Source organism: Jonesia denitrificans DSM 20603, assembly GCF_000024065.1.
Classification (GTDB): Bacteria; Actinomycetota; Actinomycetes; order Actinomycetales; family Cellulomonadaceae; genus Jonesia; species Jonesia denitrificans.
Genome location: NC_013174.1, coordinates 2,113,975 through 2,128,032 on the forward strand (window position 1 = coordinate 2,113,975; position 14,058 = coordinate 2,128,032).

Annotated in this window: 10 protein-coding genes; 2 read left to right on the forward strand and 8 right to left on the reverse strand. The window is 58.7% G+C overall.

The genetic code is table 11. From position 1 onward, the window contains the following. Positions 1-61 precede the first annotated feature (61 nt). From JDEN_RS09715 to mfd, 7 genes are all read right to left on the reverse strand, one after another. A complete protein-coding gene (locus tag JDEN_RS09715) occupies positions 62-877 on the reverse strand; it encodes an ABC transporter ATP-binding protein (protein ID WP_015772199.1) in 816 nt (271 codons plus the stop codon). Continuing rightward, positions 874-1,668: an ATP-binding cassette domain-containing protein gene (locus tag JDEN_RS09720; RefSeq protein WP_015772200.1), complete on the reverse strand. Its 795-nt coding sequence runs from the start codon at positions 1,666-1,668 to the stop codon at positions 874-876. Before JDEN_RS09720 ends, JDEN_RS09715 begins: the two co-directional genes overlap by 4 nt. Continuing rightward, on the reverse strand, positions 1,665-2,555 hold the full coding sequence (locus tag JDEN_RS09725; protein ID WP_015772201.1) for an ABC transporter permease: 891 nt from the start codon (positions 2,553-2,555) through the stop codon (positions 1,665-1,667). The genes JDEN_RS09720 and JDEN_RS09725 overlap by 4 nt, the downstream gene beginning before the upstream one ends. Continuing rightward, entirely contained in the window at positions 2,552-3,517 is a 966-nt protein-coding gene (locus JDEN_RS09730) for an ABC transporter permease (RefSeq protein ID WP_015772202.1), read from the reverse strand. The genes JDEN_RS09725 and JDEN_RS09730 overlap by 4 nt, the downstream gene beginning before the upstream one ends. Positions 3,518-3,598: 81 nt before the next feature. Beyond that, on the reverse strand, positions 3,599-5,116 hold the full coding sequence (locus tag JDEN_RS09735) for an ABC transporter substrate-binding protein (RefSeq protein ID WP_015772203.1): 1,518 nt from the start codon (positions 5,114-5,116) through the stop codon (positions 3,599-3,601). 442 nt (positions 5,117-5,558) lie between these two features. Continuing rightward, positions 5,559-6,791, reverse strand: coding sequence for an RtcB family protein (locus JDEN_RS09740; RefSeq protein ID WP_015772204.1), 1,233 nt, complete (start codon positions 6,789-6,791; stop codon positions 5,559-5,561). Between the two features lie 94 nt (positions 6,792-6,885). After that, positions 6,886-10,536, reverse strand: coding sequence for a transcription-repair coupling factor (gene mfd, locus JDEN_RS09745; RefSeq protein WP_015772205.1), 3,651 nt, complete (start codon positions 10,534-10,536; stop codon positions 6,886-6,888). Between the two features lie 194 nt (positions 10,537-10,730). Between mfd and ilvD the strand changes: the two genes are divergently transcribed. Continuing rightward, entirely contained in the window at positions 10,731-12,578 is a 1,848-nt protein-coding gene (gene ilvD / locus JDEN_RS09750; protein WP_041287904.1) for a dihydroxy-acid dehydratase, read from the forward strand. 409 nt (positions 12,579-12,987) lie between these two features. On the opposite strand, the gene JDEN_RS13475 is transcribed toward ilvD, so the two are convergent. After that, entirely contained in the window at positions 12,988-13,218 is a 231-nt protein-coding gene (locus JDEN_RS13475) for a heavy-metal-associated domain-containing protein (protein WP_083775148.1), read from the reverse strand. Positions 13,219-13,349: 131 nt separating this feature from the next. Here JDEN_RS13475 and JDEN_RS09765 point away from each other — a divergent pair, with 131 nt between their 5' ends. Continuing rightward, positions 13,350-14,057, forward strand: a complete 708-nt coding sequence (locus JDEN_RS09765; RefSeq protein ID WP_015772207.1) for a Crp/Fnr family transcriptional regulator — start codon at positions 13,350-13,352, stop codon at positions 14,055-14,057. Position 14,058 lies beyond the last annotated feature (1 nt).

Consider the following 14,058-nt stretch of genomic DNA (forward strand, 5'->3'; position numbering starts at 1 on the left):
ACCCATCCGGGTCGCCCTCTGGGCACATGTCACTCGCCCCTGACGGAAAACAATTCACAGCTCAGTCGAGGGCACCCGGCATCTGAGGCACCGCATCGAGAAGTGTGCGCGTGTACTGTGCTTGCGGCTTCGTGAGCACCCGCGCCGTCTCCCCTTCCTCCTCAATTCGACCATGCCGAAGAACCACCGTCCGGTCACACAACTGCCCCACTATCGCAATGTCGTGAGACACCATCACAAGCGTCACCCCCAACCGGTCAGTGAGATCAGCAAGGACATCAACAATGTGTGAACGCACCGACACATCCAATGCGCTCACCGGTTCATCGGCCACAAGAACAGACGGTGACGGCGCAAGTGCACGCGCAATCGCAATACGCTGGCGCTGCCCCCCAGAAAACTGAGCTGGATACTTGTTCTCAACTGACTCATCAAGCCCAACCAGGGCGAGAACCTCGCGGACACGATCACGGTGGTTTCCCGGAATTCCCAGCGACCTCAAAGGTTCCGCAATGATGCGTGCCACCGTCATGCGCGGGTCAAGTGAGGAGCGCGGGTCCTGAAACACAATCTGCACAGCACGACGGAACTCTGTCATCTGAGCGCGGTCGCGCCGATTCACCACCTGTCCCCGAAAGCGAACCTCACCCGATGTCGGGGTATCTAACCCCATGAGCAACTTGAGGATTGTGGATTTCCCCGCCCCTGATTCCCCCACAATGCCCACCGAGGAACCGGAATACACAGCAAGGTTCACCTGATCAAGCGCCACTGTTGTTCGCGTACGGCTCGAGAAAGAACGAGTAACCCCGCGCAGTTCAAGAACCGGAACATCATGACCAAGACCAGCCACAATCGGGACAGAATCACTGGTCATGGTTGTGCCTTCCTCGGGAGTGCGGTCATCCGAGAGGCCGCGTCAACAAGTTGTTGCGTGTAGGGTTCCCGCGGTCCACTCACCAAACGCTGCGTGGTTGTCCGCTCTGTCACCCGCCCATTGCGCATCACCACGATGTCGTTGGCCACCTGGGTAATCACTGGCAAATCGTGGGACACAAAAATCAGAGTTGTCGTGGTGCCCGAGATGAGCTCATCCACCAGAGCGAGGATCTCAGCTTGCACAGTCACGTCAAGCGCAGTGGTGGGCTCATCAGCAATCAGGACATCGGGTTCGCAAGCCAACGCCATCGCTAACGCAACCCGTTGGCGTTGTCCACCCGAGAGTTGCCACGGGTAGGATGCGGCAATTCGTTCACTGTCAGCCAGTGACACCCGTTCCAAAAGTTCCTTCACCCGCGAGCGCGCAGCGTGCCCCGTCAGATTGCGGTGCAACGCGAGTGGACCAGCGATCTGCTTCCCCACTGTCATCAGCGGGTCAAGTGCGGTCAAGGGTTCTTGAAACACCATGGCGATGCGGGCCCCACGGATGCGGCGCATCTGCCGTTCTGAGGATGTGAGCAGGTTACGTCCCTCCCACATGATCGATCCTGTCGCCAGCATACCGGAGGGCAGGAGCCCCATCACCGCTGCGGCGGTGAGGGACTTGCCTGACCCGGACTCGCCAATAATGCCTACCCGGCCACCGCGAGGGACAGACCATGTGACACGGTCAAGGAGGGGCACACCGGTTGATGTTGTGACGGTGAGGTCCTGTATGTCGAGGGTCATCGGTCACCCCTGAGTGTGGGATCAAGTCGCTCTCTGATGCCGTCTCCTAACAAGTTGAGCCCCAATACGGTCCAGGCAATCGCAATTCCGGGGATGACTCCGGCAAGCGGCTGAACGAGAACCGTAGACTGTGCTTCTTTCAGCATGCGCCCCCACGAAGGGGCGGGTGGCGGCGACCCCAACCCGAGATAGGACAAGGACGCTTCTGCCAAGATCGCCGCACCAGCGAGAATCATGAGCTGAACCAGAAGCATGGGAAAAACATTCGGTAGTACATGGCGTGTGATGATCCCCCACCACCGTGTGCCGGACGCGATCGCAGCAGTGACATAATCTTCCCGGAGGACTCGGGACACATTCACCCGGGTCACCCGGGCAATCACTGCGGACCCAGAAATCGCAATCGCTGCCACTGCTGAGGACAATGACGCCCCCCGCACAGTGACAATCAGCATGGCTAACAACAAGGTGGGGAACGCAATGAGTAGATCAATAACATTGAGGACAAGAACATCTGCCCACCGGGTTGTCGCCGCTGCAAGAACTCCAAGGGTGACCCCTAACAGCGCTGCCACCACGAGAGTGGCACTAGCCACAATCAACGCGGATTGTGCCCCACCCATGAGTTGGGAGAACAAGTCACGTCCCAGCCGGTCGGTTCCAATCCAAAACTGCGCTGATGGTCCTTCAAGGCGTTGCCCATCGCCGGTGGACGCCAGGTCATAGGGGGTCCACACAAACGCAACGGCTCCCATAATGGCCACAACTGCCACCATGACTGCTCCGATGACAAGTGAGGGCGGCCATCTGCGCACGCTGCGGGCAATCGCAACCGGCGCATCGTCAGGTTCAGAGGCCACGGCAGTGGTGTTCGCTAACTCACTCATGCTGGCACCCCCGTTGCCGATGCTCCATCAAGACGTGGGTCAAGCAGACGTTGGATAACCTCTACCGCGAAGTTCATGATGAGGACAACCGCGGTGAGCAGGAGAATGAGGTTTTGCACCACTGGGAAATCTCTGCCAGTCACCGAGGTCAAGAGTAAGGTTCCAAGCCCAGGAAGCGCGAAGACGTTTTCTACGACAACTGCCCCCAGTAATGATGTGGCTAGTTCGATCCCGAGAATCGCGACGACTGGGACGGCCATGTGCCGTAACCCGTGACGGGCGAGCGCACCCCACAGTGAATATCCCAAAGAGCGGGCCGTGCGAATGTAATCGGATTGGACAACGTCGATCGTGGCTGAGCGAATATAGCGGACCATCACGGATGACATGGCCAGCGCGATGGTCACAACTGGGAGAATGAGTGATTGGACGGCGGCACCTGGGTCCGCCCACCCTGCGCGCGGGAACCCTCCTGATGGCAGCCACTGTTCCCGTAACGCGAACCACCACACAAGGAGCACACCAACCCAAAAAATCGGGATCGCTAATCCTAGTTGGCTGACCCCTGACACGATCACGCCGAGAGGAGAATCACGGTAGATGCCAGCAAGAACACCCAAGGGAATGGACACGAGCACTGCAACAACAAATGCTGCAAGGGACAACGGCACAGTGATCGGGAGTTTTGACGCAATAAGGTCGCTGACCGGCTCCCGGGAAATAAACGATGTGGTGGACCCATCGAACAGGCTGGCTATCCAGGTAGTGTACTGCTGCCACACGGGCAGATCCGTGCCTAAGTCAGCACGCAACTGAGCGAGCTGGTCGGCTGTCGTGCCCACGCCAAGCGTGGCACCACCAGCGTCGCCGGGGAGTTGCCGTAAGACCACGAAAATCACAGCAGATGCCAACACCAGTGACGCAATCAGTGCCAGGAAACGATACGCAAGAAATCGACCCATTTTTGATCCTCAACCACACACGGGTGGGGACACGTCCTGTGCCCCCACCCTGTTCACACTACTTGTCGATGCGCGTGTTCGTCAGTTTGTCCGAGTGATCTGACCAACATAGAACGGTTCAGCGTTCTTGTCGGCGGGGAACCCGGTGATGTCAGTCGTGGCGATGCGGATCTGTGGTGCCATAAACAACCATGCTGAGGGTGCTTCCTCAGCGATAATGGCGGACAACGAGTGGATCGCCTCTACTTGTTCTTCTTCTGAGGTTGCTTCATCAGCGGCGACCTTCAGCGCTTGAACGTCCTTGTTGTCGTACTGCCAGTAGAACTCAGGGTTGGCGTACCACAGCACGTCACGCGGGTTGTTGTGGTCCATCAGTGTGGACTGGTAGTCCTTGTTGGTGTAGACCGACTCGTACCATTGGGCATCGTCAATGGGCTTGAGGTTGAGGGTCACACCGATCGCAGCAAGGTCAGATTTGATTTGCTGAACAATGATCTCGTTGGTGTCCCGTGCCACGTAGGAGATGTCAAAGCTGAGGTCCGTGACGCCTGCGTCAGTCAACAGAGCGGTCGCTGCGTCAGGGTCGTAGGCGTGGATATCTGCGAACGATTCGTCATACCAGGGTTCTGATACGGGAGGCATAGAACCGATGACCTGACCATAGTCGCCCCAGACTGCCGACAGAATCGCTTCACGGTCAATGGCTTTGTACAGTGCCTGACGAACCCGCACATCAGTGAAAGGCTCTTCCTTATTGTTAAAGGTCCAGACAAACTTCTTGATGGAGTTTCCTTCGGTGATGACGAAGTTGTCGTTGCCGTCAAACTGGGCAAGCTGGTCTGGGTTGGACTGTTGGATGACCAGGTCAAGTTGGCCGGTGAGGAGCGCATTGTTCATTGCGGTTTCATCCTCGTAGAACTGGAATGTCACCTCATCGGCTTGTGCTGGTTCACCCCAGTATGAGTCATTGCGGACCAGTGTCATGTGGGACCCTTGCACCCATTCCTCAAGTTGGTAAGGGCCGGTTCCGTTGTCGGAGGTGTTTTCGGTGTCTCCGTCCTTGACGATCGTGACGGACGCGAGGAAGAACAACAACGATTGGGTGGGTCGATCCAAGGTCAGGACGAGGGTCGCATCGTCCGGGGTGGCGATATCTGTGATGACACGAAGATCGTTGGCCCGCGCTGCTTGGGAGGTCTCGGAGATGATCTCTGACACTGACCATGCAGCGTCTTTCGACGTCAAAGGTGTTCCATCGTGGAAGGTGACACCGTCCTGCAAGGTGAAGGTGTAGGTCAGCCCATCGTCGGAGACCTCAACGTCGCGTGCCAGGGTGTTGATCACTTCGCCGCTGTCGTCTATGGAGGTGAGCCCTTCATACACGTTGCGGGTAGTGGTTTCGGAGATCCCGGAGGACCCACCGACGTTGCGTTGCAGGGAGGTGGGTTCGTTGGTGGACCCGATCACGATGGGCCCTGTGGTTTCTGCACCAGTTTGGCTGGTGGGGGTGGCGGTGTCGGAGTCACCGGACGAACCGCATGCAGCCAGCACGAGTGTTGTCGCGATGGCGGCTGCTGCAAGCCTGAGCTTGGCTTTCATGGGGGTTGTTCCGTTCTGCAGGTGCGCGGGGGTGCGGGTGACGCACGACCTGCACCTGCAGTGGGGTGGATGCGTCACTTGTGGGGTGCCCTTCACAATGCGCCGCAGTAGCTGGAGGGCTAGGTGCGCTGGGCGGGAGGTTGGGCCATATGCCGATAGTGTGCGCCCACGGGGCGGGGCGGGTCAGGTGGGAACGCGGGAGGCGTTCTGACGAGACCTATCTGGCAGTGGTTACCAACAACAGCAACAACACGTGGTGGCAGTGACGCGGACCACGGTGTGTGTCTGGGGTGCTGTGTTGACATACATGATGCTTCAAGTATGCCAGGGAGATGGGTGACGAGACAGGTGTTCCCCTATCGATCACGTCACATTCTTTCCACATGGAAAGGAGGTGTCGTGATCGATAGGAGGCAGGAACGCTCGCGTGTCCAGCGGTCAGTTACCCCTTGACGCACAGGAGGGTTTCCAACCGTGCGACCACCTCAACAAGGTCCGATTGCGCCGCAATCACTGAGTCCAAGTCCTTGTAGGCTCCGGGAATCTCGTCCAGAACTCCGGCGTCTTTTCGGCATTCCACACCAGCGGTTTGGGTGGCAAGGTCGTCAAGGGTGAAGGTTTTCTTTGCCTGGTTCCGAGACATCTTGCGTCCTGCACCGTGCGACGCGGAGAAGTAGGAGGCTTCATTCCCCAAACCACGCACAATGTAGGAACCGGTTGCCATCGACCCCGGGATTAACCCGAGTTCTGAGCGCCCAGCCCGAATCGCCCCTTTACGGGTGACGATCAACCGTTGCCCATCAATGACTTCTTCGGCCACATAGTTGTGGTGAACATTGACTGCCGGCTCAAAAGTCACGTTCTTGGTAGGGAACGCGCGCCGCACCTGGTCCACGATCAGGCGCATCATCACTTCCCGCGACCGCGATGCGTATTCTTGCGCCCACCTCAGGTCATGCAGGTAGGCGTCCATTTCGGTGGTTCCCGCCAAGAACACGGACAGGTCGCGGTCTGGTAAACCCAGGTTGTGGTCCAGCCCTTTGGCAATCGTCACGTGTCGTTCGGCAATTTCTTTACCAATGTTGCGCGAACCAGAATGTAACTGCAGCCAAATGTTCCCCTCCTGATCGCGGCACAGTTCGATAAAGTGGTTGCCGCCACCCAGCGTTCCCAGTTGTTTGCGGGCTCGTGTTTCTAACCGGTCCACACCGTGGTGCAACGCTCCAACTCGCGACCACAACGCGTCGGTTCGTGCGGCAAACGCATGGGACAGAGTGCGGGCTGTGATCTCTGGGATTTTCGCAATGTTGACGGGGTTCTTGTGGGAGTGGAACCCCACTGGTACCGCCCGTTCAAAGTTGGATCGCAACGCCCCTAAATCGTCGGGGAGGTCGTCGACGGTCAGGGATGTTTTCACCCCAATCATCCCGCATCCAATGTCCACCCCCACTGCGTTCGGTGACACCGCATCGCGCATCGCAATAACGGAACCGACTGTCGCCCCCTTACCCAGGTGCACGTCAGGCATCACTCGAACACCTTCAACCCACGGAAGAGCAGCAATGTTGCGCAGTTGGGTAAGCGCTTGCGCTTCAACGTCGTGCTCGTGCGCCCACATGAGGGTGGGGGTGGCCGCGCCGGACAGTGAAACAGGGAAAGGTGAGGTGCGTGTCATGGTGACTCCTTGGTCGTTGTGCGTCACCTATGCAACATGTCCGGCCCCAGGAGGTGCAACCTTTTTTCGTCCTTATCGTGGTCGTCGCGTGCGCTCAGTCTGCTTTCGACACCACAGGCGGCGCAATGATTGTCGAGATAAAACGGCGCGCCCAGTCCAGGAGTTCCTCACCACGCAAAGGCTGCCCACCGATGCGCGCCTGGGTGGGGTATGGCACCAGCACCGTGCGCACCACCGGTTTGATCATCGAGCCCGGGTACAACCGTTTCAGTTTCAACGTCGCTGATTCTGGCAGCTCCACCGGGGCAAACCGGACGAACTTTCCTTGCACAGTCACATCACGCAACCCTACGTCACGCACCTCATTGCGGAACGTCGCCACCGCGAAGAGGTTAGCCACCTCCGCAGGTGGTTGCCCGTACCGGTCCACCAACTCCTCGTGCACATCGGCAAGCTGTTGGGCACTCGTGGCCGCAGCGATCTTGCGGTACGCCTCAAGACGCAACCGTTCATGCCCCACATAGTCGTGGGGCAGGTGCGCATCGATAGGAAGTTCGATTTGCACCTCAGGGGTTTCTTCTGGTTTCTCCCCCCGGAAGTCAGCAACCGCTTCACCCACCATGCGCATGTACAGGTCAAACCCAACCCCGGCAATGTGACCTGATTGTTCCCCGCCAAGGAGGTTACCTGCCCCACGAATTTCCAGGTCCTTCATGGCCACCTGCATGCCTGAACCCAGCTCCGTGTTCGCAGCGATCGTTTGGAGGCGTTCGTGAGCAGTTTCTGTCAGAGGTTTCTCTGGAGGGAAGAAGAAGTATGCGTAAGCACGTTCCCGCCCGCGCCCCACCCGCCCTCGCAGCTGGTGCAGCTGTGACAGACCCATCACATCGGAGCGTTCAACAATGAGTGTGTTCGCATTCGACACATCCAGGCCGGTTTCAATGATGGTCGTGGAGATGAGGACATCAAACCGTTTCTCCCAAAAATCAAGGATGACTTGTTCCAGCTCGTGCTCATTCATCCGTCCGTGAGCCACCCGAACACGCGCTTCTGGCACCAGATCCATAATCCGAGCAGCCGTTGATTCGATGGTTTCCACTTTGTTGTGGACGTAAAACACTTGCCCTTCACGCAACAATTCGCGTCGCACCGCAGCAATGACTTGCTTATCGTCATAACCACCCACGTAAGTGAGGACCGGGTGGCGCTCCTCTGGTGGTGTGGCCAACGTCGACATTTCCCGGATCCCGGTCACCGCCATTTCCAAGGTGCGCGGGATCGGGGTCGCGGACATAGCCAACACATCCACGTTTGTGCGCAGTTGCTTCAACGTTTCCTTGTGTTCCACCCCAAAACGTTGTTCCTCGTCAATGACCACAAGCCCAAGGTCCTTGAAGTGGATCGACCCTGAAAGCAGCCGGTGGGTCCCGATCACCACATCGACAGTGCCCTCTGAGATCCCTGAGATGACCTCTTGTGATTCCTTGTCACTTTGGAAACGCGACAACGCTTTCACTGTCACAGGGAACCCTGCATACCGTTCAGAGAACGTGTCATAGTGCTGCTGAACAAGCAGGGTTGTTGGCACGAGGATCGCCACCTGTTTACCGTCTTGCACCGCCTTAAACGCAGCACGTACCGCGATTTCCGTTTTTCCATAACCCACATCACCGCAGATCAGACGGTCCATAGGGATCATCTTTTCCATGTCAGCTTTGACCTCGTCAATGGTGGCGAGTTGGTCCGGGGTTTCAATATAGGCGAACGCGTCTTCCAACTCTCGCTGCCAAGGGGTGTCCGGTGAATAAGCAAACCCTTGGGTGGCCATCCGCGCTGAGTACAGGCGGATCAATTCTCCAGCGATCTGCTTGATCGCTTTGCGTGCTTTCGCTTTAGTTTTTTGCCAGTCAGCGCCACCCATTTTGTTGACGCTTGGTTGCTCACCACCGGTGTACTTGGTCACCTGGTCCAGTTGATCCATTGGCACAAACAACCGGTCACCGGGTTGCCCGCGCCGCGATGCCGCATACTCAATGACAAGGTATTCGCGGGTAGCCTGGTTTCCAGGAGCCCCTAAGGTGCGTTGCACAAGTTCAACGAACTTGCCCACACCGTGCTGCTCATGGACAACAAAATCCCCCGCTTTGAGCTGGAGCGGATCCACCACGTTTCGCCGCCGTGACGGCATCTTCCGCATGTCTTTTGTTGTGGTGCCCGCCCGGCCAGCAAGGTCATGGTCAGAGAACACCGCAAGCTGGAGGTCTGTGGCCACAAACCCAGGCCCTGCTGCTGCCGGAACAACATGGACAATCCCTGGTTCTGGTTCCTCCGTGAGGGTTTCGGTGTACCGCGCTGGCACATCAAGTCCGGCAAGTTGCTCCACCATGCGTTGCGCTGGCCCATGCCCCTCTGAAGTCATCACCAACCGCCAGCCAGCCACCTGCAAGCCACGCACATCGTCAAGGGCTTTACTGAAGTCACCACGGTAGGAATGAACATCGCGGGTGGGGATCCGCACAATGGTCGATGCGTCATCATCAAAGTCCGCAAGGCCACCGGCACCTGCGAGAGTGTTCTGCCCGCCAGGCTCAGGGGAACCTGCGTTGTTAGCAGTGTCGCCTAACCCGAAAGACGCCATGTTCCACCAGGTCAAACCGCGCGCTGCGGCGCGGTCGCGAACGTCCTCCAACGTGAGGAACGATGCGGGTGACAGATCTAGTGGAATCGAACCACCAGCGGCAGCACCCGTCCATGCTGCAGCAAGGAACTCGTCTGTTGTTGCCACTAAATCGTGGGCCCGACGACGCACCCGTTCCGGTTCGTGAACCACCACGGTCACATCATCAGGAAGCATGTCTAACACCGGCACCATGGTGTCCACAAGGACCGGAGTCAGTGACTCCATTCCTTCCACGGCAATGCCCTGGGACATCTTTTCCAACATTTCTGCCGCCCCGGGAAGTTGGGGGACAAGGTCGTGGGCACGCTGACGAATCTGCGCGGTGAGCAGAAGTTCACGGCACGGTGGTGCCCACACACCGTTGGGGGCAGGATCAAGAGATCGTTGGTCTGCCACCGCAAAATAGGTGATGTCGTCGACCTCGTCACCAAAGAAATCGACGCGCAGTGGGTGAGCTTCGTGAGGAGGGAACACATCAAGGATCCCCCCGCGGACGGCGAACTCCCCACGGCGCTCCACCATGTCCACACGAGCGTAAGCCGCGTCAGCAAGCTGGTGGGCCACATCAGTCAGGTCAACGCTGTCGCCCACTTGAAGGCGAACCGGGGTCAAATCCCCGAGCCCCTGGACTACGGGTTGCAACAGTGCACGCACCGGCACTGTTAACACATCGATGTCCCCTGTCACGCCCTCGGCGCTGGGGTGTGCGAGCCTGCGGAACACAGCAAGACGGCGAGCCACCGTATCTGAGCGAGGAGAAAGCCGCTCGTGTGGCAACGTCTCCCACGCTGGCAACGTGGCCACCGCATCGGTGGGCACATAGCACCGAAGCGCCTGCGCCAACTCATCAGCCTCACGCCCTGTCGCGGTCACCACGACAATTGGTCCACGACGCTGTGGCCCGTTGTCCCGCGAGCGCGTTGCCGTGACCATCGCTGCGAGTAGGGCGGGGCGCACCCCCATACTTGCCACGATATTTGCTGGTGCGCCGTGGCGGGCGAGTTCCACGGCGTGGGTGAAGTCGGTGTCCGCTTGCAAGCTGGGGAGCAGTCCCGAGAGATTCATGAGGTCCTTCACACGGTTTGACGGCACGGCGGTTACCCGCCCAAAGAATCATGCCATGGTCGGCTGACACGGGCATCGATTGGTTTCTCACACCCACAATCCGTCCACGAAACGGACATACCTTTGCTCAACTGATGGACAGGACTAGGATGAACTCACTCGAAATACCGCCCCTGCCGAGAGTTGGACCAACCATGCCACAACTGCGTTCACGCACAGTCACCCACGGACGAAACATGGCCGGCGCCCGCGCGCTCCTGCGCGCAGCAGGCGTCGACGGAAACGACTTCGGCAAACCTATTATTGCCGTCGCGAACTCCTTCACCGAGTTCGTCCCCGGTCACACGCACTTGCAACCCGTGGGTCGGATTGTCTCAGAAGCCATTAAAGAGGCCGGAGGTATCCCCCGTGAGTTCAACACGATCGCCGTTGATGACGGGATCGCGATGGGACACAGCGGTATGTTGTACTCCCTCCCTTCACGTGATCTCATTGCTGACTCTGTGGAATACATGGTGGAGGCGCACTGCGCTGACGCTCTCATTTGTATTTCCAACTGTGACAAGATCACCCCAGGTATGCTCAACGCCGCTCTCCGCTTGAACATCCCCACGGTGTTTGTCTCCGGTGGGCCCATGGAAGGCGGCACAGCGACCCTTGTTGATGGGAAAGTCACCAAGCGCCTGCACCTGGTGCACGCCATGTCGGGTGCTGTTGATGACTCCATCTCTGATGCGGATCTGCAACAAATCGAAGAGAACGCGTGCCCCACGTGTGGGTCGTGTTCTGGGATGTTCACGGCCAACTCGATGAACTGCCTCACCGAAGCACTCGGGTTGTCTCTTCCTGGTAACGGCTCCACCCTGGCCACGCACACTGCACGCCGGGCGTTGTACGAGGACGCGGGCCGTGCCATTGTGGACATCACCAAGCGTTACTACCACGACGATGATCACTCAGTGTTACCGCGCGCCATTGCCTCCTTTGACGCGTTCCAAAACGCCATGTCACTGGACATCGCGATGGGTGGGTCCACCAACACGATCCTGCACCTTCTTGCCGCTGCACAAGAGGGAGATGTTCCGTTCACAATGAGCGACATCGACGAGCTGTCCCGGAAAGTTCCGTGCCTGTGTAAGGTCGCCCCCAACGGCACCTACCTGATGGAAGACGTTCACCGCGCGGGCGGTGTCCCAGCGATTTTGGGAGAACTCAACCGGGCCGGGCTCCTCAACACTGAGGTGTCCACCGTGCACACCCCCACCCTGAAGCAGTGGCTCGCCGACTGGGACATCCGTTCCGGTGCCGCGACAGACACCGCACTTGAGCTCTTCCATGCCGCCCCTGGGTGCCAACGCTCAGCGTTGGCGTTCTCGCAGTCAGAGCGGTGGGAGTCATTAGACACCGACGCTGCCGGTGGGTGCATCCGCGATGTTGAGCACGCTTACTCCCAAGATGGTGGGCTGGCGGTGCTTCGCGGCAACATCGCTATTGACGGGTGCGTAGTGAAAACAGCCGGTGTTGATGAATCCATTTGGACCTTCACTGGACCGGCTGTTGTTGTGGAATCTCAAGAAGACGCCGTCGATGCGATCCTCACCAAGCGAGTTACTGAGGGTGACGTTGTTGTGGTGCGGTACGAAGGCCCCAAAGGGGGCCCAGGGATGCAGGAGATGCTCTACCCCACTGCTTTCCTCAAGGGACGCGGCCTGGGCGCGAAGTGCGCACTGATCACTGATGGTCGGTTCTCTGGTGGCACCTCGGGGCTTTCTATTGGTCACGTGTCTCCTGAAGCTGCAGCCGGTGGCACGATCGCCCTGGTTGAAGATGGTGACATCATCACGATCAACATCCCGGACCGTTCCATCACCCTTGACGTCGACGAGGCGACCCTGGCACAACGCCGGGCCGCACTCGAAGAAGCTGGCGGGTACAAGCCACGCAACCGTGACCGCACAGTGTCTGCCGCGTTGAAGGCCTACGCCGCGATGGCGTTGTCCGCCGACAAGGGTGCAGTGCGGGACGTGTCGTTGCTTGACTGACCAGTGGGTGGTGCCGCCCCTTGGGGGGCGGCACCCCGTGGTCGGTTGCTGTTGGTGTGACGCGGGCTCATGCGGACAAGTCTGAGGGCGTTGAGAACCACCGCAAGAACTGACGCTTCGTGAATGAGCATCCCCCACCATGGCAACCCCGCCAGGCGTGTGAGCAAGTTCTTCCACCACGACGGCTTTATCCTGGGGCATCAGGGACCCACGGTAACTGTCGATGCCCGCATCACGTGCCACCCCAGCGTCGCGAACAATGAGGACACCGCCCGCAATCGCGGCAGCAACGAGGAACCCGTCACTCCATGTGCTGGCCCCACCCAGGTGCGTGGCCCCTGCAGCAGCGAGTAAACCCGCTGCCACCCACACACTGATACGCCGATACGCATTCATGATTCCCCTCCTGTTACTTCGTGATCTGTACTGAGGTGACCGGGTACCCTAATGTGGAGATGCGTGCTGTGATCGCGTCTGGTGCAACGGCGGCGTCATCAAAGGTGACGGTCACTTTTGAGGTGGCGAAGCCCACGTGCACCTTGCTGACCCCAGGGATCCGTTGTACTGCCCCTTCGATCTTCTTCACGCAGCTTGGGCAGGTGAATGGTTCGGTGCGGAAAGTTCCTGTTGCCTTGTCGATACTCCTTTGTCAGGTGACCGTGTCTGCTGTGAACAACACGGTGTTCGTGGTTCCTCTAGTGTGGTGTGGGAGTACTGACAAATCCTTGCCCCTGGTCAGTTTTGCGGGTGGGGTCTGATGAAAGAGGTCATATGGGTCCCCATGATGTGGATCATTCCGTGGCGGCACGTGCAGCGTTGGTTGGGCAGGTGCCCTTGTTTGCCCATTTACCTGCCGATGCGCTGCGTGCGATTGCCCAGCAGGTGACGCCACGGTTCTTCCCGGCTCGGCACATCCTGTATTCCCATGGCAGTGCTGTGCAGCAGTTGTTCGTTGTCCACACTGGGTCAGTGAAGACTTTCCATGTCACTGCTGAGGGTCGGGAACAGGTTCTGGATGTCCTGACTGAGGGGCAGTTCCTTGGGGAGCACAGTGTGCTCACTCCATACACTGCCGACCACTATGCACAGGTTGTCGACGCAGCGGAGATTTGTGTTCTTCGTGCTTCTGATTTGAAGGATTTGCTCTCGGTTTACCCTGGTATCGCCTGGGCTATGCTGGGGCATCTGTCCACACGGGTTCGGCACTTGGACCGCACCGTGACAGCGTTGGCGGGTGACACCGCATCGGTGCGGGTTGCCCGGTACCTTCTTGATGCCGTGCGGCATGCTGGGAGCGAGTCGTTTCGGTTGTCTGCCGCGAAAAAAGACGTGGCGTCGTTGTTGGGGCTGACAGCGGAAACGTTCAGTAGGCGGCTGACAGAACTAGAAGTTGATGGTGTCATCACGTTGTCTGGGCAGCGCCATGTCACGGTTGCGGACCGTGACCGGTTGGAGGGGATTGCCCTGGGTCGTTCTTGAC

What these genes read in the sequence shown, in the direction of transcription:
- JDEN_RS09715 (WP_015772199.1), bottom strand. Translation starts at nt 877, where the DNA reads ATGACCAGTGATTCTGTCCCGATTGTGGCTGGTCTTGGTCATGATGTT.
- JDEN_RS09720 (WP_015772200.1), bottom strand. Translation starts at nt 1,668, where the DNA reads ATGACCCTCGACATACAGGACCTCACCGTCACAACATCAACCGGTGTG.
- JDEN_RS09725 (WP_015772201.1), bottom strand. Translation starts at nt 2,555, where the DNA reads ATGAGTGAGTTAGCGAACACCACTGCCGTGGCCTCTGAACCTGACGAT.
- JDEN_RS09730 (WP_015772202.1), bottom strand. Translation starts at nt 3,517, where the DNA reads ATGGGTCGATTTCTTGCGTATCGTTTCCTGGCACTGATTGCGTCACTG.
- JDEN_RS09735 (WP_015772203.1), bottom strand. Translation starts at nt 5,116, where the DNA reads ATGAAAGCCAAGCTCAGGCTTGCAGCAGCCGCCATCGCGACAACACTC.
- JDEN_RS09740 (WP_015772204.1), bottom strand. Translation starts at nt 6,791, where the DNA reads ATGACACGCACCTCACCTTTCCCTGTTTCACTGTCCGGCGCGGCCACC.
- mfd (WP_015772205.1), bottom strand. Translation starts at nt 10,536, where the DNA reads ATGAATCTCTCGGGACTGCTCCCCAGCTTGCAAGCGGACACCGACTTC.
- ilvD (WP_041287904.1), top strand. Translation starts at nt 10,731, where the DNA reads ATGCCACAACTGCGTTCACGCACAGTCACCCACGGACGAAACATGGCC.
- JDEN_RS09765 (WP_015772207.1), top strand. Translation starts at nt 13,350, where the DNA reads ATGGGTCCCCATGATGTGGATCATTCCGTGGCGGCACGTGCAGCGTTG.